Below are 21,424 nucleotides of genomic sequence, written 5' to 3' on the forward strand. Positions count from 1 at the left end.
GCGCCGGGCGTGGCGTGGTTCTGTTTGGCGGGGGGGTGGGTCCGCCCCCCCCGCCCCCCCCCCCCCCCCCCCCGACTCGGTGGTGATGCGACAGATCAGGTGCCCAGCGAGATGCCGCCGTCGACGTACAGCGTCTGGCCGGTGATGTACGACGCCTCGTCGCTGGACAGGAAGGTCACCGCGGCGGCGATGTCGGCGGGGAAGCCGACCCGCTTGACCGGGTTGGCCTCGGCGTTGAGCCGGCGGAACTCGTCGACGTCGAGCTTGAGCCGGGCCGCGGTGGCGTCGGTCATCTCGGTGGCGATGAAGCCGGGCGCGACGGCGTTGACGTTGATGCCGAACGGGCCCAGCTCGATGCCGAGGGTCCGGGTGAAGCCCTGGATGCCCATCTTGGCGGCCGAGTAGTTGGCCTGGCCGCGGTTGCCGAGCGCGGAGATCGAGGAGATGTTCACGACCTTGCCGTACTTCTGCTCCACGAAGTGCTTCTGCGCGGCCTTGGTCATCAAGAAGGCGCCCTTGAGGTGCACGCCCATGACCAGGTCCCAGTCCTCCTCGGTCATCTTGAACAGGAGGTTGTCGCGGGTGATGCCCGCGTTGTTGACCAGGATGTGGATGCCGCCGAGCTCGGTGACGACCCGCTCGATCGCGGCGTCGACCGAGGCGCCGTCGGAGACGTTGGCGCCGACCCCGATGGCCTTGGCCCCCTCGACCACGGGCAGCTTGGCGGCGGCCTCCGCAGCGGCGGCCTCGTCGAGGTCGACGATCGCGACCGATGCGCCCTCCTCGGCGTACCGGCTGGCGGTGCCGAACCCGATCCCTCGTGCGGCTCCGGTGATGACGGCGACTCGCCCGTCGAAACGACCCATGGGTGCTGACCTCTCAACTCGGGTAGACGATCGGGCGCAGCCTACGACGCCAGCGCGGCGCGCAGGCGGGCGGCATACTCCAACGCCTCCCCCGCGGCGTACTTCGTGCGCGGCCAGAAGAAGCCGCGCAGCCCGTCGCCCTTCGTGCGGGGCACGACGTGCAGGTGCAGGTGGGGCACGGACTGGCTGACCACGTTGTTCATCGCCACGAAGCTGCCCTGCGCCCCGAGCCCCTCGACCACCGCGGTCGCCAGGCGCTGCGCGGCGCCCAGGAAGCCGTCACGCTGCCCGGCCGGGAGGTCGGGCAGCGTGACGACGTGGGTCCGGGGCACCAGCAGGACGTGGCCCTTGAAGACGGGGCGGCGGTCGAGGAACGCGAACAGGTCGGGCTCGTCGAGGACGACCTCGGCCTCGGTGTCGCCGGCAACGATGGAGCAGAAGACGCAGTCCGCCATGCCGCCGAATCTAGGCCCTGGGGCCGACACTCAGGCCGCGCCCTCGCCCTCCAGCCAGCCGTCACGGGTCGCGACCGCGAGGTCCGGGTTGTCGGAGAACAGCGCGTCGACGCCCGCGTCGAGGAAGGCCGCGACCTCGCCGGCGAGGTCGCCCTTCGCGTTGGGGTCGGTGCCGATGCGGAGGTTCGTCGGCAGGAACTGGTTCTCGACCCGCATCGTCCAGGTGACGACCTTCAGGCCGGCGGCGTGGGCGTCGGCCACCAGGCTGCTCGGGGCGCCGATCGCACCGGCGCCGTCGCGGGGCAGGATCCGGTTCTTCGCCGGCGCCACCCACTCGGCGTACGTCGCGATGTCGGCCAGGCCCGCGGGCATCACCAGGTCGTCGTAGGTCCGGGTCGAGCCAGCCGCCTTGAGGTCGTACGGCGCGCCGCCGGCGTCGACGAGCTGCGCGAGCGGGACCCGGGTCATCGTGTCGAGCTGGCGCAGGTTGCCGGTCTCGAAGGACTGGATGACGACCTTCGCGTTCGGCCGGTCCAGGCCGTTGCGGCGCAGGGCCCGCACGAGCGGCTCCTCGAGGGAGAGCCCGATCGAGTCGAAGTACGACGGGTGCTTGGTCTCGGGCGCGATGCCGATGGTGCGGCCGGTACGGCCCGACTCGCGCTTCACCAGCGCGATGACCTCCTCGAGCGTGGGGATCTCGAGCTGGCCGTCGTAGCGGGTGTTGTCCGGGCGGACCTGCGGCAGCCGCTCCTTGGCGCGCAGGGTCTTGAGCTCGGCGAGGGTGAAGTCCTCGGTGAACCAGCCGGTGACGCTCACGCCGTCGATGGTCCGGGTGGCGCGCCGGTCGGCGAACTCGGGGTGGGTGGCGACGTCGGTGGTGCCGCTGATCTCGTTCTCGTGGCGGGCGACGAGGACGCCGTCCTTGGTGGACACGAGGTCGGGCTCGACGTAGTCGGCGCCCATCCGGATGGCGAGCCGGTAGGCCGCGAGGGTGTGCTCGGGGCGGTATCCGGACGCGCCGCGGTGGGCGATCACGAGGGGCTCGGCGCCGTGGTGGCGCTCGGCGTGGGCGTGGCCGTGGCCGAGCGCGGCCTGGGCGGGGACGGTCGCGGCGCCGAGCGCGACGACGGCAGTGGTGGTGGCAGCCATGAGGGTCCTCCCGAGGAGGGTCGTCCGGGTCATGACTGCCAGCCGACCAGCCGCAGGTGGCCCCTCGGGGAGGGGAAGGTGAAGCGCCGGCAGCCGTCAGTCGGCGAGCAGGAGGATGCCACCGACGAGCAGGGCGACGACCTTGACGACCTCGGCGCCGACGTACCACAGGTGTGCGCGGGAGCCCGGTCCCGTCACGCCCTCAGGGGCGGCCAGGACGGCGTCGGAGCGGCGGGTCAGCGCGGGGCGGACCAGGACGAGCTGGACGAGCAACGCGCCGACCGCGACGGCGAGCGCGGTGGCGGCGCCGCGGCCCGGGTCCCCGACGAGCAGCGCGATCGCGACCAGCACGGCCAGCACGAGCTCGCAGGCGTTGAGCGCCCGGAACACCAGCCGGCCGATGCCCAGCCCGATCTTCAGGCTGACGCCGGGGGCGCGGAACTTGACCGGCGCCTCGATGAAGGAGATCGCGAGCACCATGCCCAGCCAGACGAAGGACGCAGCGGTGGCGGTGGCGAGCGACGCGGACATGTCTGCATCATGCCCCCTCCGATCGGGGGTACGGCGGCGCACCGCCACCGGCGAGAATGGTCCGGTGGCGTACTGGCACCGGACTGCACCGCACACCTTCTCCCCCACCGAGCACGTGGGCGGCGCCTGGGACCGCGCGACCCAGCACATCGCCCCGGCCCTCGGGGTCCTCGCCCACGAGGTCGAGCGTGACCGTGACGCGCGCCGCTCCGACGGCCTGGTGATCAGCCGGCTGTCCTACGACATCCTCGGCACGGTGCCGATCGAGCCGATCGACGTCGCCGTGGAGGTGCTCCGGCCCGGGCGGACCATCGAGCTGGTGCAGGCCACGGCGTCGTACGGCGGCCGGGCGGTCGCGGTGCTCCGGGCCTGGCTGGTCGAGCCCTACGACACCACGCCGCTCGCCGGCACGGAGCTGCCCTCGATCCCCGGCCACGACGAGATGGAGCCCTGGGACATGGCGGGGCTGTGGCCCGGCGGGTTCATCGCGTCGATCGAGGTCCGCCGCAAGGAGCTCGGCCCGGGTCGGTCGATGGTCTGGGTCCGCACCCCGCACGAGCTGGTCGCCGACGAGCCGGTCAGCCGGCTGGCCGCGGTCGCCGGGCTGATCGACGTGACCAACGGCATCGCCGTGCGCACCGACCCCGGGAAGGTCGCCTTCCCCAACCTCGACCTGACCGCCCACTTCCTGCACCGCCCGGCGGAGGGCTGGCTGGGCCTCGACACGACGCAGTCCTACGGTGCCGGCGGGATCGGCGTGACGAGCTCGAAGATGCACGACGAGAACGGCCCGCTCGGCACCATCGCCCAGACGCTCACCGTCCGGCCCTGACAGAGGGCCGGACGGTGAGCCGCTGACTGGTCGACCGGTCAGACGGTGTGCCCGCGACCGTTGAAGATCGAGACCCCTCCGGGCCCCACCAGGAGGCCGAGGACGATCAGCACGATGCCGAGCACGATGCCTCCCTGCAACAGGGTGACGATGCCGGCGATGACCAGGATGGCTGCGACGATCCACAAGAGCGTGCCCATGACTGTTCCTTTCCCTCTCCCACGGTCTGTGGGTCTCCCGGCGGTACCCACGGGCACCGGCGTCACACTCCCGGGCGGGTGCCGGCACGGCGAGACGAAGGCCCACCAGCCGGTCCGGGATTATCCGGTGGGCGTTTGTCGTTGAGGGTCAGTAGACTGACGTCGACACAACTCAAGAGGGGCTGATCGGTTTCGACTTGGGACGTTTGTTCCAGGGGAAGCGGGTCGAGAAGCCAGCGTCATCTCGTAAACGATCGCTGGAAACCAATAACTGCCAACGCTAAGCGCAGTTCCTTCGCTCTCGCTGCCTGAGCAGTGATCGAAGCGTCTGACCGGGCATCCGTCTCCGTCCCGGATCCAGACGTCATCTAGGAGACTTGCTGACCAGCTGCCGTCAGGGTGGCTGATCGGGACTCAAACCTGACTGGGCCTGTCGACGACGTGTTCGTGCGAGCGTCGGGGCCGAGAACACGCCAGCACGGACTGCACCCGGAGAAGACCTGGCTCGGCGCTCGAGGACCGGGGTTCGATTCCCCGCAGCTCCACGACACGACGAGGCCCGTGGCCCGCGCATCGCGCGGACCACGGGCCTCGTCGTCGTGTCCGGGCCGGTCAGCTCAGGAAGCCGGCCAGCCAGCTCGCCACGACAGGGATGTCGATGCGCTGGTAGCCGTCGATGTAGCGGCAGTTGGCGGTGTAGCCGTACGACGTCACGCCGACGACCGCCCCGTCGAGCCACAGCGAGCCACCGGAGTCACCGAAGCAGGTGCCGCCGGTGCCGAACGGGTCGTTCTCGTTGCCGTTGGTCTGGATGATCTGCGGCGTGATCTTCTGGCCCGGCATCTCGACGTAGCGACGGATGATCGGGTAGCTCATCGGCGTGGGCTTCTGCGAGCCCACGTCGGCCTGGCGCACCTCGGTGCCGTAGCCGACCGCGGTGAACAGGGTCTTGCGGGGATGCTTGATCGCGTCCGCGGCGTTGAGCGGGGCGAGCGGGGCCGGCGCGATGTCGACCGCCTCGTCCAGGACGACCACGCCGACGTCGTTCCAGTTGTCCAGGTCGGTGAAGTTGCTGTAGTTCGGGTGCGTGTACGCCGTGCCGGCGAGGTACCCCGCGGCGGTGATCTCCGCTGCGGTGTAGCCGGCGGTGACGTCCGCGGCGACCGGGAGCGGCGACGGCGGCGCCTCGGCGACCACGCTGTCGAAGGTGACCAGGGTCTTGCCGAGCGTGCCCGACGTGCAGTGGGCGGCGGTGACGAGGACCCGCGGGCTGACCAGGGTGGCGGAGCAGCGGAACCGGCCGTCGGCGTCGTAGAACGCGATCATCGCGACGTTGGGATGGGTGTCGCCGTCGACGGTGCCGCCGGTGCTGGCGGACGCCGGGGACGCGGGTACGACGAGCCCCAGGCCGACCAGGATGGTGGCGGCGAGGGCCAGGAGACGAGTACGCATGGTTCTCCTTCGGGGTGGGGTGGGACGCGCCTCAGTCCAGCACTTCCCGCGGCACCGCGGAAGATGCCCACGTCACCAATCTGAGGGAGCCAGCCCCAGCCGGACGGCGTTGTGCCAGCACACGTCGCGCAACCAGTCGTCGCCGAGCTCGAGGCGCGCGAGGCCGTCGAGCTGGTGGTGGTAGGGATACGGGATCGTCGGGAAGTCCGAGCCGAGCAGCACCTTGGGCTGCAGGTCCCGCAGCCGCGGCAGCAGGTCGCCGGGGTAGGCGCCGTCCTGGTCGAAGAAGTCGGTGAACACCATCGTGGTGTCCAGGTGCACGTTCGGGTAGGACTCGGCCAGGACGAGGAAGTCCTCGTACTCCGGCGCGCCCATGTGGGCGATGAACAGCCGCAGCCGCGGGTGCCTGCGCAGCAGGCGAGCCACCGAGTCGGGACCCGTGAACTCGTTGCCGACCGGCCCCGACCCGGCATGCACCGTCACCGGCGTCCCGGCGTCCTCGAGGACTCCCCAGACCGGGTCCAGGACCGGGTCGTCGGCGACGAACTCCCCCACCTGGAGGTGGATCTTGAACATCCGCACGCCGTCGTCGACCAGCTCGGCGACGTACTTCTCCGCCTCGGGCTCGGGGTAGAAGGTGGCCGAGCGCAGGATCTCCGGCGCGGTGGCGGCGAAGTCGCCCGACCAGGCGTTGAGGTACGACGCCACGCCCGGCTTGTGGGCGTAGGGATGGGTCGGGAAGGCGCGGACCCCGAAGGCACGCAGCAGGTCGATCCGCTCCTCGTGCGACGCGCGGTAGCGGATCGGCCAGGGCCGGCCGATCTTCGGGCCGGCCTCGTCGAAGACCCGCCACACCGCCCGTTGGATGTTGGGCGGCAGGAAGTGGGTGTGCAGGTCGACCAGCCCGGGCAGCCCGAGCGGCTCCCAGAACGCGCGCACCGCCGCGGCGTCGGCCGCGCCGGTCTCGGGGGCGGGCTCAGTCACTCATGCCCTTGAGCCGGCGACCGATCGCCTCCTGCTTCTCGCGGTCGGCCGTGCGCTCGGCGATGGCCTGCCGCTTGTCCCACGACTTCTTGCCCTTGGCGAGACCGATCTCGATCTTGGCCCGCCCCTTGACGAAGTAGAGCGACAGCGGGATGACGGTGTGGCCCTTCTCGCTGACCTTGCGCTCGATCTTGTCGATCTCGACGCGGTTGAGGAGCAGCTTGCGCTTGCGGCGGGCGGCGTGGTTGGTCCAGGTGCCCTGGGCGTACTCGGGGATGTGGACGCCGTGCAGCCAGGCCTCGCCGCCCTCGATGTCGACGAAGCCGTCGACCAGGCTGGCGCGGCCCATCCGCAGCGACTTCACCTCGGTGCCCTGGAGCACCAGGCCGGCCTCGAAGGTGTCCTCGATGTGGTAGTCGTGGCGCGCCTTCTTGTTGGACGCGACGAGCTTGCGCCCGCTCGCGTCCTCCTGCTTCGCACCCGACTTCTTGGCCATGGACCGATTCTCTCAGGGACGGCAACCGGATATGCGCTCGGGCGTCACAGGTACTGCATCGGGTCCACGGTGTCGCCGTTGCGCATCACGATGAAGTGCAGGTGGCAGCCGGTGGACCAGCCGGTGGACCCGGAGTACCCGACGACCTGGCCGCGGGCGACCTTGGCGCCCTCGCGCACGGCGTACTTGCTGAGGTGGTTGTAGACGAGCACGATGTCGGCGCCGTTGACCTTGCCGATGGCAAGGTAGAGCCGGTTGCCGTAGATCTCGTCGTAGTACTCGTCGATCACCGTGCCGGACTCCCCGGCCCACAGCGCGGCGCCGCAGCCGGTGCCGAAGTCGGTGCCGTTGTGCAGGCCCCAGTAGCCGTAGATCGGGTGGATCCGGTAGCCGTACGGCGAGGTCACCGGGCCCGGGCCGGGGCGGGCGAGCAGGCCGGAGGTGTCGCCGTTGTAGCTGCCGCCCTGCTTCTTCGACAGCTCGATGATCTTCTGCCGGATCGCCGCCTCGCGCTTCTCGAGGCGGCGCAGCGCGGCACGGTCGGCCTCGCGGGCGGCGAGGACCTCCTTGCGCAGGCCCTTGTTGCGGGCGACCAGGCCCGCCACCTTGTTCTCGGTGGCGGCGGCCTGCTCGACCAGCGCGGCCACGCGGGCGACGTTGGCGTCGGCGGCGGCCTTGGCGGCGGCGACCTCGTCGCGGGCGGCGCGGACCGCGGCCCGCTGCTCCTCGAGCGCGTCCTCGGCGGCGACGAGCGCCACCAGCGCGTCGTTCTGGCGGCCGACGACGAGCTCGTTGGTCGTCTCCCCCATCAGCACGTCCTCGATCGTCCCCGCGTCGGCGTACGCCGCCAGCAGGGCCAGCCGCGCGTCGCCCTGCTGGGCCAGTCCGATCAGGGTGTCGCGGCTGGCGTCGCGCTGCGCGGCGACGTCGGCGCGAGCCTGAGCCAGCGCGGCCCGGGCGACGGCGAGCTTGTTCTGCGCGTCGGCGAGCTGGGTCGCGAGCGCCGCGGCAGCGGCCTGGGCCTCGCCGAGGTCGGCCTGCACCGACGCGAGCCGGTCACGGGCCCGACCCAGCGCCGCCTCGGCCTCCTCGAGGCGACGGGCGATCTTCGCGACCTTCTGGCTGGCCTCGTGGATCTCGCCCTTGACGCTGGCGATCTCGCCCTTGACGTGGTCCTGCTTGTTCTTCAGGTCGTCGCGGTCGTCGGCGTGGGCGAGCGGCATCGCCAGCCCCGCCACGGCGACGAGGGCGGCGACAGCGGTCACCAGCCATTGGGGATGGGCCCACACGGGCAGCCGGTCGAGGGTACGGCGCAGCCACGGGGCGCTGGGGAAGAAGCGCACAGTCAGACCAATCGGTGTTCGGGGAAGTGAACCCCTCGACCGTAGTCGCCGAGGGTCAGACTTTGACGTATTTGCGGGTCAGCAGGAGTGTCGGGATCAGCGTGAGCGCCGGGCCGAGGAGCACGATGCCCGGCGGGAACAGCCCGAACAGCGCCTGCAGGTAGTCGTTCCAGTCGACCCACGGCAGGAACTCGACGTGGTCGGACAGCGCCTGCTCGACACCCCAGTGCTGGAACGCCGCGAGCACGCCGGCCGCCAGCGCCACGCCCACGATCGCGGCCACCAGCGCCTCGAGGAGGAACGGCAGCGCGATGTAGAGCGTCGAGGCACCGACCAGGCGCATGATCGCGATCTCCCGGCGCCGGGCCAGGGCCGCGAGCCGGATCGTGTTGGTGACCTGCAGCAGTGCCGCGAACAGCAGGAAGCCCGCGCCGATCCACGAGCCGTACTTGAGGACGGTCATGATCCCGAAGATCTGCCCCAGCGCCTTGCGCTGGTCCTTGATCACCGAGACCCCGTCGAGGCCCTCGAGGGCGCTGATGATGCCGTCGGCGCGCTCGGGCGTCTTGAGGGTCACCCAGTACGCCGCCGGCCACCGCTCCACGGTGACGACCGGGTCGGGTCCCTCGAAGGCGGCCTGCGTGTTGCTGCGCTTGGCCTGCTCGTAGGCGCGCTCGTAGCCCTCCTGCTTCGACTGGAAGGTGAAGGAGGCGACCTCGTCGCTGTCCTCGATCTCCTTCTCGATCCGCTGCTGCTGGTCGGCGGTGACCTCGCCGCTGGCGCAGTTGGGACTGTGGGAGGGGTCGTCGTCGGTGCACAGGTTGACGAGGATCTTCAGCTCGTCGCCCAGGCTGTCGCGGGCGACGGTGGCCTCGCGCTGGACGAGGATGCCGATGCCCGCCAAGGACAGGGACACGAAGAGGGTGAGGATCACCGCGAGGTGCATCGACAGGTTGCGACGCAGGCCGGTGCGGAGCTCGGTGAAGACGTAGCGCAGCTGCATGAGGAAGGCTCTCTGGATCGGGCTGGATCGGATCCGGGTCAGTGCTGGAAGCCGTAGCTGCCGGACGCCTCGTCGCGCACGACCTTGCCGTGGTCGAGCTCGATCACCCGCTTGGTGAACTGGTCGACGATGCCGTGGTCGTGGGTGGCCATCACGACCGTCGTACCGGTCTGGTTGATGTCACCGAGGAGGTTCATGATGCCGACGGACGTGGCCGGGTCGAGGTTGCCGGTCGGCTCGTCGGCGATGAGGATCATCGGGCGGTTGACGAACGCGCGGGCGATCGCCACCCGCTGCTGCTCGCCGCCGGAGAGCTCGTCGGGCATCCGGTCGCCCTTGTCCTTGAGCCCCACCAGCTCGAGCGTCTCGGGCACGACCTTGGCGATCTCGCGGCGCGACTTCCCGATCACCTGCTGGGCGAAGGCGACGTTCTCCGCGACGGTCTTGTTGGGCAGCAGTCGGAAGTCCTGGAACACGGTGCCGATCTGGCGCCGCAGCCGCGGCACCTTCCACCCCGCCATCCGGTTGATCTCCTTGCCGGCGACGTACACGCGTCCGGTGGTCGGGCGCAGCTCGCGCAGCACCAGCCGCAGCGCCGTCGACTTGCCGGAGCCCGAGGTCCCGACGAGGTAGACGAACTCGCCCTTGTCGATGTCGAGGGTGACCTGGTCGAGCGCCGGCCGGCCGGGCCCGGGGTAGCGCTTGGTGACCTTCTCGAAGCGAATCACTGACCTGACGGTACGCGACGCCCGAAGGTGACCGGTGGACGCGTCCCCGGTGGGTCGTGGGCACGTCGGGCACGTCACGTCGCCGGGTCCAGACACCACGTCGGTAGGGTGACGTCCGTGCCGACGGTCCTGCGTGCGCTGCTCCTCTCAGCGGTGATCACGATCGCAACCGTCGCCGTCGGGGTCGCTCGTTCCGGCGACGTCACGCTCTCGCGCGAGCCCGCCGCCTACCGGGCCACTCCCCTGGCCGACTTCGATACGACGAAGGCCGTCGTGCAGCGCGCACCGTTCTGCGACCTCGTGCCCGCGGCCGCGGTGAAGCAGGCGCTCGGCGGCGAGGCCACGCTGGCGGCGTACGACAACGGGGAGCAGTCCGACGCCTTCCCGGCCGGCGACGTCGCCCACGAGTACGGGTGCCGCTTCTCGCCCACCGACACCACCGTCGCCGGCGAGGCGCGGGGATGGGTGTTCGCGCCGCCCGTGACCGCGGACGCGGCGCAGGCCATGGTGAATGCGGCGCTCCCCAAGACCTGTACGGCGCTCGCCTCCGCGCCGGCGTACGGGACACCGTCCGCGGGGATGCTGTGCGCCGGCGACGGCGCGCAGACCGTGTCCTTCCGCGGCCTGTTCGGCGACGCGTGGCTGGCGTGCAGCCTGAGCCTGCCCGCCGACGTCGCCCAGGACGACCTCGTCGACCGGGCGGGGCGCTGGTGCGTGGCGGTCGCGCAGGCGGCGTCGGTGCCGCTCACCTGACCGTCTGACCGATCGGCCAGACTTGCCGGGACCATCGTCCTGATCGCGCCGGCGACCCGTCAGCGCGGCCCCCCGGCCGACCGATCGTGTCTTCATGCAGCACGTCCTGCGCAGAGGCACTCTCGGACTCGCCGGCCTGGCACTCGCCGTCGGCGCGCTCGCGCTGCCGGCCGCCGCGGCGCCCGAGCCCGACGTCCCCGGACTCACCGCCGCCGAGCAGCACCTGCTCGCCACCGACCCGTCGGTGGACGTCGCCACCGACGGCACCCTGTTCGCCGTCGACGAGTGGCAGCCGCCGACCGACGTTGCGTCGTCGAGCGCCTCGGACACCCCGTCACCCGCCGTCGCCGAGACCCTCGCCGCCACGGCGAGCGTCGGCACCTTCTCCCTGCACAGCCGCCCCGGTGCGTCGCGCAGCATCTACCTCGACTTCGACGGCGGCAGCCTGCTCGCCACCAACTCGTGGCTCCTCAACGGGCTCAACAGCCTGCTGTTCGGTGGCTGGTCGATGGACGGGCTGTCCCTGCTGTTCTCCGACAGCGAGCAGTCCGTGATCCGCGAGGTCTGGGCCCGGGTCGCCGAGGACTTCGCCCCCTGGGACGTCGACGTCACCACCCAGGAGCCGCTGTACGGCGGCCTGTTCCGGGTCTCGAGCAACGATCCGACGTACGGCGCCCGGGTGGCGTTCACCAACGACACCGGCGTCCAGACCCAGCTGTGCGGCGGCGGCTGCGGCGGCATCGCCTGGATCGGCACCTACGACGAGATCTCCTCCGGCGGCGAGCAGCACAGCCCGGCCTGGGTGTTCCCGTCCTCGCTCGCCCAGAAGGCGAAGAACATGGCCGAGGCCGCCTCGCACGAGGCGGGGCACACCCTCGGCCTCTCGCACGACGGCTCCGGCACCAGCGGCTACTACGCGGGGAACTCGCTGTGGGGCCCGATCATGGGCAGCCCCTACTCCTCGGCAGTCACCCAGTGGTCGAAGGGCGACTACACCGGTGCCAACAACCAGCAGGACGACCTGGCGGTCATCGGTGCGCACGGACTCGCGCCGCGCACCGACGAGGCGGGCAGCACCCCGGCGACGGCCGCGGCGCTGACGACCCTGCCCGACAGCGGGGGCATCATCTCCAGCCCGTCGGACAGCGACTGGTACGCCCTCACCGACTGCACGGGCACGCTCAACGCCACCGCCTCTCCGGCCGCGCTCGGCCCGAACCTCGACATCACCCTCGAGCTGCGCAACGCCGCCGGCAACGTGATGGTCTCCAACGCCCCGCAGACGACCAGGACCACGTCCGGCATCAGCGGCCTCGGCGCCTCCCTCAACGTCGCGCTCACCGGCGGCCCCTACTACCTGGCGGTGTCGGGCGGCGGCTCGGGGGCCGGCGGCGCCGGCGCGTGGGGCAGCGGCGGGTACGACGACTACGGCTCCCTCGGCAGCTACCAGCTCCTCATGGCCGGGTGCGCCGGCGGCTCCGGCATCCCCGTGCCCCCGCCGACCGAGATCCCCTTCGACCCCTCCGGCGACCCCGACCCGGTCGCCGATCCCGTGGGCACACCCACCTCGCGACCCGGCACCCCGCCCGCGCCTTCCGTGCGGAAGGGCGCTCGCGGCGGCCGGATCACGATCGGTGCCACCTGGACACCGCCCGCCGCCGGCGGCGGCCGGATCACCGGCTACGTCCTTCAGGCCTACCGCCTCGACGCCCGCGGCCGGGTGCTCTCCCGCAAGAAGACGGGCGTGCTGTCCGGCGCCGCGACGACCGCCGACCTGGTCCTGCCCCGCAAGGGTCGCTGGGCCGTGCGGGTCAAGGCCCGCAACGACCTCGGCTGGGGATCGTTCAGCCCGCGGTCAGCGGCCGCGAAGGCCCGCTGAGCCGGATCAGCTCTCCTGCGCCTGCTCGGCGCCGCGGCGCCAGCGGATGCCGGCCTCGAGGAAGCCGTCGATCTCGCCGTCGAAGACGGGCTGCGGGTTGCCGGTCTCGTAGCCGGTGCGCAGGTCCTTGACGATCTGGTACGGGTTGAGGACGTAGTTGCGCATCTGGTCGCCCCAGCTGGCGGCGACGTCGCCCTTGAGGTCCTTCTTGAGCGCGGCCTCCTCGGCCTTCTTCTTGGCGAGGAGCTTGGCCTTGAGGACGATCATCGCGGCGGCCTTGTTCTGCAGCTGCGACTTCTCGTTCTGGCAGGACACGACGATGCCGGTGGGGATGTGGGTGAGGCGGACCGCAGAGTCGGTGGTGTTGACCGACTGGCCGCCGGGACCGCCGGAGCGGAAGACATCGGTGCGGATGTCGTTCTCGTCGACCTCGATCTCGTCGGTCTGCTCGAGCTGGGGCACGACCTCGACAGCGGCGAAGGACGTCTGGCGGCGGCCCTGGTTGTCGAAGGGGCTGATCCGGACCAGGCGATGGGTGCCGACCTCGACGGAGAGGGTGCCGTAGGCGTACGGCGCATGGATCGCGAACTCGGCCGACTTGATGCCGGCCTCCTCGGCGTAGGAGACGTCGTAGACCTCGACCGGGTACTTGTTGCGCTCGGCCCAGCGGGTGTACATCCGCATCAGCATCTCGGCGAAGTCCGCGGCATCGACACCGCCGGCGCCGGAGCGGATCGTGACGATCGCCTCGCGCTCGTCGTACTCGCCGGAGAGCAGGGTGCGGACCTCGAGGCCCTCCACGGCGGCCTTGACCCGGACGAGCTCGGCGTCGGCCTCGGCCAGGGTGTCGGCGTCGCCCTCCTCGGCAGCGAGCTCGGCGAGGACGCCGAGGTCCTCGATACGCTGCTGCAGGCCACGGAAGCGCTCGACCTGGCCCTGCAGCGAGGAGAGCCGTCCGGTGACCCGGGTGGCGTTGGCCTGGTCGTCCCAGAGGTCGGGGGCAGCCACCTGCTCGCCGAGGTCGGCGATCTCACGCTCCATCTTCGGCAGGTCGAGGACCTGCTCGATGGTGTGCATCGTCGCAGTCAGCTGCTTGATCTCGGCGTCGTAGTCGGGGCCTGCCACAAGGAGCAAGGTTACGGCGCGCACGCGGAATCACGCAGCCGGGGCACCACCGACACCGAGCGAAGGTTAAAGAAAACGTGAACCCTTCTCACAAAACCCGTGTACGACGCGTCACAACCTGCTTGAATCCCGCTCACTCCCTCCGCCACACGGTCCCCGTGTCCGTCCTTCTCGGGTGGCACCCCCTCCTCACGGGACGGTGACGCATGCTCCCTGCGCCGATCGACAACACACTCCTGCCCAGCGGGCGGCGACGCCCGCACCGCGCGTTCCGACGACGCATGGCCTGGCTCAGCGTCCTGGCGACCATCGTCGCCGGACTGGTCGCCGCCGCGCCGCCGGTCCAGGCGGCCCAGGCCACCGGCGACGACGTCGCGACGTGGAACCCCGGGTGGTCGTGGACCTACCAGACGACCTTCCGCTACACCGCGGACACCGCCGACGTCACGATCAACGAGAACGTCACCTATTCCGTCGCCGGCATCGAGAGCTTCCAGGGCCAGAGCGCCTACAAGCTGAACATCAGCGGCACGATCACCGGTGGCGGTGGAACCGCCGCGGTGGACGGCGTCGGCAACGCGACCCTCGGCAACTTCTCCGGGTCCGTGAGCGGCACGCGGTACGTCCGCCGCTCCGACCTCGCGCTCCTGCAGGAGCAGCAGCGCCAGAACCTCAACGCGAAGGCGTCGGTCTCGATCCTCTCGACCAACATCACGGCCACCGTCGACCTCGTGATGACCCCCCGCGGCGGCTGGCGCGCCATCGACTTCCCGGTCGAGGCCGGCCAGGCATGGCACAACGACGTCGACGTCGACTACAACGGCGGATTCAGCTACGACGCCGGCAGCTACGGCAGCGGCGCCGACACCTTCGACGGCGTGTTCGCCCTCGACGCCCCCGCGGCCGTGACCAACGCCAGCATCAGCGTTCCGGCCGGCAGCATCGCCACCCGGCGCGTGCACTCGCAGAGCGCCGACGGCCAGCTCGTCAGCACGCACTGGTGGTCGCCGGCGCACCGCAACGACGCGCAGGAGTACCTCAAGCTCCCCCTCGACGGCGCGACCCTCACCCTGGACCGCAAGCTGTCCGCGTCCTCGACGCCCGCGTCCTCGACCACCGTGAGCACGACGATCACTCCGTCCCTGACGTGCGCGGGCGGCGAGGTGGCCGTCACCGGCCGGCTCAGCACCGGCGCCGCCGGCATCCCGGTCACGGTGAGCCTGGACAAGTCGCCCGCCACGCCCGGCCAGATGACCACCGTCACCACCTCCACCACCACCGGCGGCAACTTCACCGCGACCCTCACCGCGCCGGCGCAGGCAGACGGGCTGGAGAAGAACGGCGCCCGCGGAAGCTGGGGCGTGCTGGTCAGCGCCGGCACTGCGACCAACGCCGCCACCCTGGTCGTGACGCCCAAGAACTGCAGCACCCTGACCTACACCGGCACCACCTCGGCGCCCCAGGGCAGCACCACGACCGTCCGTGCCGTGCTCGCCGACCTCACCGGGGGCGACGTCGCCGGGCGCAGCGTGACCTTCAGCCTCCCTGACGGCGCGAGCGCCACCGCCACCACCGACGCCGCCGGCGTCGCGGAGACCCAGATCTCGGTCGCCGGGCCGCCCCGGAGCACGACGCTGACCGCGTCGTACGCCGGCAGCGGCGGCCTCGAGGCCGCCTCGGTCAGCACGCCGTTCTCCGTCGGCACCATCGCCACCACCACCACGGTGAGCGCGGATCCCTCGGTGGTCACCGTCGGCGACCCGGTCCGCTTCACCGCGAGCGTGACGGCGCAGCACGGCGCCACCCCCACCGGGGCCGTCTCGTTCAACGTCGACGGCTCCGACTTCGGCGCACCGGTCCCGCTGAGCGGCGCCCAGGCCACCAGCGGCGCCCTGTCGACGCTCGGCCTGGGCTACCACACCGTGACCGCCACCTACAGCGGCTCGGGCGACAACACCGCCAGCACCTCGAGCCCGGTCACCTTCCGCGTCCGCGAGCCGCTGCTGGCCACCAGCACCTCCTCGACGGTCTCCCCGGCCTCGGCCGTCCACGGTCAGCCGGTCACCCTGTCGGCGAGCGTCTCGACCGGTACCGGCACCCCGACCGGTGACGTCGTGTTCACCGTGGAGGGCACCGAGGTCGGCCGTGCCGGCGTCGCGCCGGACGGCACGGCCTCGCTCACCGTCGCCGACCTCCCGGTCGGCGCCAACCCCGTGGTCGCGACCTACACCGGCGACGACGTGTACGCCGGCAGCGCAGCGTCCCCGCGCACCGTGACGGTCGCCAAGGCGGCCGTCGACGTCGACCTCGGCGCCTCGGCCAACCCGACGCTCAGCGGCGAGACGGTCAGCTACACCGCGACCGTCGCCGTCCAGGCGCCCGGAGGCGGAACCCCCACCGGCGCGGTCCAGCTCGTCGTGGACGGCACGCCCACGGGCAGCCCAGTGGCCCTCGAGGGCGGCGTGGCCGCCTTCGCGCCACTGACCACGCTCGGAGCCGGCACCCACACCGTCGAGGCCCGCTACGCCGGCACCGGGCAGTACCTGCCCGGGACCGACCAGCTCGCCCAGGTGGTGGACCCGGCCTCGACCAGCACGCTGGTGCAGGCCAACCCGTCGCCGTCGGTCCAGGACGAGAACGTCCAGCTGACCGCGTCGGTCGCCGCGGTCAGCCCCGGCTCCGGCACCCCGACCGGGACGGTCACCTTCTACGCCGACGGCAGCCCGCTCGGCGCCGTCCCGCTGGCCGCCTCCGGCGCGGGCAGCGTCGCCACCCTCGACGTCGACGACCTCGCTCCGGGCGCCCACCAGGTCACGGCCCGCTACGCCGGCGACGCCGACTACCTGGCCAGCGAGTCGGAGGCGCTCACCCACACGGTGATCGCGGGCACCGCGGTCGTGGCCACCACGACCACGCTCAGCTCGAGCGCCCAGCCGTCGACGTACGGCGAGCCGGTGAGCTTCCGCGCCACCGTGACCGCCGACGGCGACACCCCGGCCGGCACCGTGCAGTTCTCGGTGGACGGTCACGACGTCGGAGGTCCGGTCACCGTCGAGGACGGCGTCGCGGTCAGCGCGGCCGTCGCCACGATGCAGCCCGGCGACCACACCGTCATCGCGAGCTTCGTCGGCGCACCGGGCTTCTCCGGCAGCGGGGCGATCGTGACCCAGTCGGTCACGACCGCCACCGCGCAGGTGGCGCTCAGCTCCTCGGCTCCCGCCTCCGGCGTGGGCGAGGAGGTGCGGTTCTCGGCCGAGGTCACCTCCGCCGCGGGCGCCACCCCGTCCGGCTTCGTGCAGTTCGCGGTCGACGGCCTGGCCGTCGGCGCAGCGGTCGCGCTCGTCGACGGCGCCGCCACCAGCGCCGCTGTCTCCGACCTGGCCCCGGGCAGCCACACCGTGACGGTGCTCTACTCCGGCGACCTGCGCTACGGCTCCGGCACCGCCCAGCTGACCCAGGCGGTCGAGCGGATCAACACCTCCTCCACGCTGGCGATCGACCGCGACTTCGCGGTCTTCGGCGACGCGGTGACGCTGACCGCGACCGTCACCCCGGCGGCGGGGCGCCTCGGCTCCCCGACCGGCACCGTGACCTTCACCGAGAACGGGCAGGTCGTCGCGACGGCCAGCCTCGCCGCCGCGGCGAACGACACCGCGGTGGCCAGCGTGACGGTCTCCGGTCTCGGCGCGGGCAGCCACGCGATCAAGGCGGAGTACGCCGGCACCAACCGCTTCGGCGCCAGCACCTCCGGTGCCCGCAGCATCACGGTGGCCAAGCAGCCGACCGCGATCCAGGCGACGCCGGCGATCGTGTCGCTGACCCCGCTCCTGCTGCCACTGGGCCAGCTGCGCGCGACGGTCACGGCGGGCGGCAGCCCGTTGGCCGGCGTACCGCTGGAGTTCCGGGTGGGCGCGAAGCTCGTCTGCACCACGGTGACCAACGAGTCCGGGTTCGCCACCTGCAACGCGGCGACCCAGATCCTGCAGCTCACCCTGCTCGGTGGCTACAACGTCACCTACGCCGGTGACGCCAACCACCTCTCCTCCACGGCGCACGGCGCCATCCTGAAGTGAGGCGTGCTCCCATGAAAGGAACCTCTGTGCGGCGCATGATCGCGGCCCTCGCGGCCACCACCTTGGGCCTGGGCGTCCCCGTCGTCCTGGCCTCGTCGGCCGCGGCCGACATCACGGCTCCGGCCAATGGCGCAGTCCTGCGGGGCAACGCCACCTTGTCCTCCAGCGGCGTCTCGGACGGCAGCGCGTGCCTGAACGCGACCAAGCCGAACGTGACCCTGCAGCTGGTCAACGGATCCGGGACGGTCGTGTACTCCCTCAAGCAGGAGGGCACCGGCGCGAAGTCGGTCACGATCGACACCCACGGCTACCCCAACGGCCCCTACACCGTGCGTTCGATCGAGCAGAAGCGGTCCGGGACGTTGTACTGCAAGAACTCGACGTCGACCTTCGACCGGTCGGTGACGATCGACAACATCAGCCAGATCGCCTACTCCGGCGCCACCGAGGGGCCGCAGAACACCTCGGTGACGGTGCGCGCGACACTGACCGATCCCCACCTGTCGACCTCGGTGCTGCCGAACCAGACCGTGACCTTCGCCCTGGCGGGCGGCACCTCGGTCAACGCCACCACCAACGCCAGCGGCGTGGCCACGGCCTCGCTTCCGCTGGCCGGGCCGCCGCGCTCGGCCAGCGTCACGGCGAGCTTCTCGGGGACGTCGTTCTACACCGGCTCCTCGACCTCCACGACGTTCGAGGTCCAGAAGAACCCCACCACGACCACCCTGCTCGAGCCCGCACCGGCGGTGCACGGCCAGGCGGTCAGCCTCACCGCACAGGTCGCTCCCGCCAACGGCACCAGCACGCCGACAGGCACCGTGCAGTTCACGGTCGACGGCGACGACCTCGGCGATCCGGTCGCCGTCTCCGGCGGCGTGGCGACGTCCGTGCCCACCACGGAGCTGAGCACCGGCAACCACACCGTCGGGGCTCGCTACAGCGGTGACGACAACCTGGTCACCAGCACCGCCGAGCCCCAGCAGCTGACGATCGGGAAGGCGCCGACCAGCACCGTGCTGACCAGCACCGGCTCGCCGACCGTCAGCGGCGAGGCGGTCACCTTCATCGCGACCGTCGGCGTCGTCTCCCCCGGCGCCGGCGACCCCGCCGGCGGCGTGCAGTTCAACGTCGACGGCGAGCCGTTCGGCACCGCGGTTCCGCTCAGCGGCGACACCGCCGCGCTCACCGTCACCAACCTGACGCCGGGCAACCACGTGGTGCAGGCGACCTACAACGGCAACGTCGACTTCGCCGCCAGCTCCTCCGCCGAGGTCAGCCACGGCGTGAACCGTGCCGACACCACGGTCTCGCTGAGCACCTCCAACCCCGACGCCGTCGCCGGCGAGCCGCTGACCTTCACCGCCGACGTCGCCGTCGTCGGGCCCGGCGCCGGCGAGCCCACCGGATCGGTGCAGTTCTTCGCCGACGGCCAGGCGATCGGCTCCCCGGTCCCGCTGACCAACGGCTCGGCGGTCTCGGCTCCCGCCAAGCTGGACGCGGGCGACCACGTCATCACGGCCAACTACACCGGTGACACCCGGTTCGCCGGTGCCGCCGAGGACCTCCTGCAGGAGGTCGCGGCCGCGCGCACCACCACGGTCGTCGAGGTCTCCCCCAGTCCGTCGGTGGTCGGCCAGAGCGTCACCGTCCGTGCGACGGTCACGCCGAAGGCGCCCGCCACGGGCCAGCCCGTGGGTGCGGTCCAGTTCGTCATCGACGGCCAGGCCGGCACCTTCGTCACCCTCGACGCGGGCGTCGCGGAGATCACGACGAGCACCCTGAGCCGCGGCAGCCACCAGGTGAAGGCGGTCTACCTCAGCGCCGACCCGAACTTCGTGACCAGCACGTCCGAGACCGTCGCCCACCAGGTCAACAAGGCCGCCACGAGGACGACGGTCACCAGCAGCGCGCCGACGTCCGTCTTCGGTCAGCCGGTGACCCTCACCGCCACGGTCGGGGTGCTCGCGCCGGGTGCCGGATCGCCCTCGGGCACCATCACCTTCACCGACGGGGACACCGTCCTCGGCTCGGCCCCGGTCAGCTCGGCCACCGGCGGGGCCGCGTCGGTCACGATCGACTCGCTCTCCGTCGGCCAGCACGCCGTGGTCGCGACGTACGACGGCGACGACAGCTTCACGGGCAGCAACGGCTCGGTCGCGCAGAAGGTCCAGCGGGCCCAGACCTCGACGGTCGTCTCGTCGACGGCCAACCCGTCGCAGCCGGGGGCCGCGGTCCGCTTCACCGCGACCGTGAGCCCGGTGGCGCCGGGCGCCGGCGTCCCGGGCGGTACGGTGCAGTTCAAGGTCAACGGAGCCGCCCTCGGCGCCCCGGTGGCCCTCGTCGACAGCGTGGCGACCAGCGCCGACTTCGCCAACCTGGCTCCCGGCACCTACCGGATCTCGGCGGTCTACAGCGGTGAGCCGCGGTTCGTCGCCAGCACCGGACTGCTCGACCAGGGCAACGGACAGACCGTCGCCAAGGCCGGCACCGCCACCGAGCTGGCCTCCGACGACGCCGAGGCCGACGCGGGCCAGACGGTGACCTTCACGGCCACCGTCCGCGCGGTCGCCCCGGCCACCGGCAAGCCCACCGGGGTCGTCCAGTTCTGGGACGGCACCACCCTGCTCGGCGCGACCAGCCTGGCTCCGTCCGACGAGGCGAACACCAGCACCGCGTCCTTCGCCACGGCCACGCTGACCCCGGGCACCCACGAGATCCGGGCGTCGTACGGCGGCAGCGTGACCTTCGACGGCTCGACGGCCTCCACCTCGCAGGTGGTCGGCGCCGGCGTCACCGTCGTCGGCATCGCGTCGAGCGCCAACCCGTCGACGTACGGCGACCGGGTGACGCTGACCGCCGTCGTCACCGACGCCGCGCCGGCTGCGGGCAAGCCCACCGGCACGGTGACCTTCCGCTCCGGCAGCACCGTGCTCGGCACCGCGACGCTCGCCACGGTCGACGGCCAGCAGCAGGCGAGGCTCGAGGTCGACGGCCTGGCCGCCGGCACCTACGCCCTCACCGCGGCCTACTCGGGCGACGCCTCCCGGGCCGCCGGCACCTCGCCGGCGCTGAGCCAGGTCGTGCAACGCGCGGCGACCCACCTCGACGACCTCAAGGTGATCAACTCGCAGCTGTGGACGGTGCGCGAGGTGACGGCGACCCTGCGCGGCCCGCGCAACGAGCCGCTGGCCGGCCAGGAGCTGGTGTTCTCGACGAACACCACCGTCTCGGCCGGGTACCTCGAGATCTGCCGGGCGGTGACCGACGCCAACGGCTACGCCAAGTGCAAGGTGCCGCCGGCGATCCCGGCGTACGTCAACGCCGACGGCTTCACGGTCACCTTCGCCGGGAACGCCAGCTACCTGCCCGCAACCGACCACGGCGGCGGCCGCTGACCGACCGCAGGTTCCAGCAGCGAGGGGCGCGTCCGACCGGACGCGCCCCTCGTTGCATGATCGTTGAGTTGCCACTTTCTCGCCGTTGAGTTGCCGCTTCCTCGCCGTTGAGTTGCCGCTTCCTCACCGTTGAGCTGCCGGTTCCTCACCGTTGAGCTGC

Annotated in this window: 17 protein-coding genes and 1 other RNA gene; 6 read left to right on the top strand and 12 right to left on the bottom strand. The window is 71.8% G+C overall.

Features of this window, described 5'->3' with window-relative positions; translation table 11 throughout:
- Window positions 1-95 precede the first annotated feature (95 nt).
- The 4 genes from KU893_RS19405 to KU893_RS19420 all read right to left on the bottom strand — a co-directional run bounded on the left by KU893_RS19405 (window position 96) and on the right by KU893_RS19420 (window position 3,001).
- Window positions 96-866, bottom strand: coding sequence for an SDR family NAD(P)-dependent oxidoreductase (locus KU893_RS19405; protein WP_218236045.1), 771 nt, complete (start codon window positions 864-866; stop codon window positions 96-98).
- Between the two features lie 41 nt (window positions 867-907).
- Window positions 908-1,321: an HIT family protein gene (locus KU893_RS19410; protein WP_218236046.1), complete on the bottom strand. Its 414-nt coding sequence runs from the start codon at window positions 1,319-1,321 to the stop codon at window positions 908-910.
- Between the two features lie 30 nt (window positions 1,322-1,351).
- Window positions 1,352-2,503, bottom strand: coding sequence for a glycerophosphodiester phosphodiesterase (locus tag KU893_RS19415; protein ID WP_246592925.1), 1,152 nt, complete (start codon window positions 2,501-2,503; stop codon window positions 1,352-1,354).
- 63 nt (window positions 2,504-2,566) lie between these two features.
- Entirely contained in the window at window positions 2,567-3,001 is a 435-nt protein-coding gene (locus KU893_RS19420; protein ID WP_218236047.1) for a hypothetical protein, read from the bottom strand.
- 64 nt (window positions 3,002-3,065) lie between these two features.
- On the opposite strand from KU893_RS19420, the gene KU893_RS19425 reads away from it, so the two are divergent.
- A complete protein-coding gene (locus tag KU893_RS19425; protein WP_218236048.1) occupies window positions 3,066-3,833 on the top strand; it encodes a thioesterase family protein in 768 nt (255 codons plus the stop codon).
- Between the two features lie 38 nt (window positions 3,834-3,871).
- Here the strand turns inward: KU893_RS19425 and KU893_RS19430 are convergent, their stop codons facing one another.
- Window positions 3,872-4,033, bottom strand: a complete 162-nt coding sequence (locus KU893_RS19430) for a GPGG-motif small membrane protein (protein ID WP_218236049.1) — start codon at window positions 4,031-4,033, stop codon at window positions 3,872-3,874.
- A gap of 178 nt (window positions 4,034-4,211) precedes the next feature.
- On the opposite strand from KU893_RS19430, the gene ssrA reads away from it, so the two are divergent.
- Window positions 4,212-4,581, top strand: a transfer-messenger RNA (tmRNA) gene (gene ssrA / locus KU893_RS19435).
- Window positions 4,582-4,645: 64 nt separating this feature from the next.
- On the opposite strand, the gene KU893_RS19440 is transcribed toward ssrA, so the two are convergent.
- The 6 genes from KU893_RS19440 to ftsE form a co-directional block, all read right to left on the bottom strand.
- Window positions 4,646-5,485 (bottom strand): trypsin-like serine protease, encoded by an 840-nt coding sequence (locus KU893_RS19440; RefSeq protein ID WP_218236050.1) that lies wholly within the window; start codon window positions 5,483-5,485, stop codon window positions 4,646-4,648.
- A gap of 72 nt (window positions 5,486-5,557) precedes the next feature.
- Window positions 5,558-6,469 (bottom strand): amidohydrolase family protein, encoded by a 912-nt coding sequence (locus tag KU893_RS19445; RefSeq protein ID WP_218236051.1) that lies wholly within the window; start codon window positions 6,467-6,469, stop codon window positions 5,558-5,560.
- Window positions 6,462-6,965 carry an SsrA-binding protein SmpB gene (gene smpB, locus KU893_RS19450; RefSeq protein ID WP_218236052.1) on the bottom strand — a complete coding sequence of 168 codons (504 nt, stop codon included), beginning with the start codon at window positions 6,963-6,965 and terminating at the stop codon, window positions 6,462-6,464. Before smpB ends, KU893_RS19445 begins: the two co-directional genes overlap by 8 nt.
- 44 nt (window positions 6,966-7,009) lie before the next feature.
- The gene (locus KU893_RS23725; protein WP_218236053.1) at window positions 7,010-8,308 is read right to left on the bottom strand and encodes a peptidoglycan DD-metalloendopeptidase family protein; all 1,299 of its coding nucleotides are present in this window, start codon (window positions 8,306-8,308) and stop codon (window positions 7,010-7,012) included.
- Window positions 8,309-8,363: 55 nt separating this feature from the next.
- Window positions 8,364-9,311 (bottom strand): permease-like cell division protein FtsX, encoded by a 948-nt coding sequence (gene ftsX, locus KU893_RS19460; RefSeq protein WP_218236054.1) that lies wholly within the window; start codon window positions 9,309-9,311, stop codon window positions 8,364-8,366.
- Between the two features lie 38 nt (window positions 9,312-9,349).
- Window positions 9,350-10,039 (bottom strand): cell division ATP-binding protein FtsE, encoded by a 690-nt coding sequence (gene ftsE, locus KU893_RS19465; RefSeq protein WP_218236055.1) that lies wholly within the window; start codon window positions 10,037-10,039, stop codon window positions 9,350-9,352.
- Between the two features lie 117 nt (window positions 10,040-10,156).
- On the opposite strand from ftsE, the gene KU893_RS19470 reads away from it, so the two are divergent.
- Complete coding sequence (locus tag KU893_RS19470; RefSeq protein ID WP_218236056.1) at window positions 10,157-10,792, top strand: hypothetical protein; 636 nt, start codon at window positions 10,157-10,159, stop codon at window positions 10,790-10,792.
- A 94-nt stretch (window positions 10,793-10,886) separates the two neighbouring features.
- On the top strand, window positions 10,887-12,671 hold the full coding sequence (locus KU893_RS19475) for a zinc-dependent metalloprotease family protein (protein ID WP_218236057.1): 1,785 nt from the start codon (window positions 10,887-10,889) through the stop codon (window positions 12,669-12,671).
- A gap of 6 nt (window positions 12,672-12,677) precedes the next feature.
- Here KU893_RS19475 and prfB read toward each other — a convergent pair whose 3' ends face one another.
- Window positions 12,678-13,796 (bottom strand): peptide chain release factor 2, encoded by a 1,119-nt coding sequence (gene prfB, locus KU893_RS19480; protein WP_218236058.1) that lies wholly within the window; start codon window positions 13,794-13,796, stop codon window positions 12,678-12,680.
- Between the two features lie 206 nt (window positions 13,797-14,002).
- On the opposite strand from prfB, the gene KU893_RS19485 reads away from it, so the two are divergent.
- Window positions 14,003-17,869: a beta strand repeat-containing protein gene (locus KU893_RS19485; protein ID WP_218236059.1), complete on the top strand. Its 3,867-nt coding sequence runs from the start codon at window positions 14,003-14,005 to the stop codon at window positions 17,867-17,869.
- Window positions 17,870-17,904: 35 nt separating this feature from the next.
- On the top strand, window positions 17,905-21,264 hold the full coding sequence (locus tag KU893_RS19490) for a beta strand repeat-containing protein (protein ID WP_246592933.1): 3,360 nt from the start codon (window positions 17,905-17,907) through the stop codon (window positions 21,262-21,264).
- The last annotated feature ends 160 nt before the right edge of the window (window positions 21,265-21,424 follow it).

Source organism: Nocardioides daeguensis, from assembly GCF_019192965.1.
Taxonomy (GTDB): domain Bacteria; phylum Actinomycetota; class Actinomycetes; order Propionibacteriales; family Nocardioidaceae; genus Nocardioides; species Nocardioides daeguensis.

Coding starts and splice junctions, on each gene's coding strand:
- KU893_RS19420 (WP_218236047.1), bottom strand. CDS start 3,001: ATGTCCGCGTCGCTCGCCACCGCCACCGCTGCGTCCTTCGTCTGGCTG.
- KU893_RS19415 (WP_246592925.1), bottom strand. CDS start 2,503: ATGACCCGGACGACCCTCCTCGGGAGGACCCTCATGGCTGCCACCACC.
- KU893_RS19430 (WP_218236049.1), bottom strand. CDS start 4,033: ATGGGCACGCTCTTGTGGATCGTCGCAGCCATCCTGGTCATCGCCGGC.
- KU893_RS19405 (WP_218236045.1), bottom strand. CDS start 866: ATGGGTCGTTTCGACGGGCGAGTCGCCGTCATCACCGGAGCCGCACGA.
- KU893_RS19475 (WP_218236057.1), top strand. CDS start 10,887: ATGCAGCACGTCCTGCGCAGAGGCACTCTCGGACTCGCCGGCCTGGCA.
- KU893_RS19440 (WP_218236050.1), bottom strand. CDS start 5,485: ATGCGTACTCGTCTCCTGGCCCTCGCCGCCACCATCCTGGTCGGCCTG.
- KU893_RS19485 (WP_218236059.1), top strand. CDS start 14,003: ATGCTCCCTGCGCCGATCGACAACACACTCCTGCCCAGCGGGCGGCGA.
- smpB (WP_218236052.1), bottom strand. CDS start 6,965: ATGGCCAAGAAGTCGGGTGCGAAGCAGGAGGACGCGAGCGGGCGCAAG.
- KU893_RS19490 (WP_246592933.1), top strand. CDS start 17,905: ATGATCGCGGCCCTCGCGGCCACCACCTTGGGCCTGGGCGTCCCCGTC.
- ftsX (WP_218236054.1), bottom strand. CDS start 9,311: ATGCAGCTGCGCTACGTCTTCACCGAGCTCCGCACCGGCCTGCGTCGC.
- KU893_RS19410 (WP_218236046.1), bottom strand. CDS start 1,321: ATGGCGGACTGCGTCTTCTGCTCCATCGTTGCCGGCGACACCGAGGCC.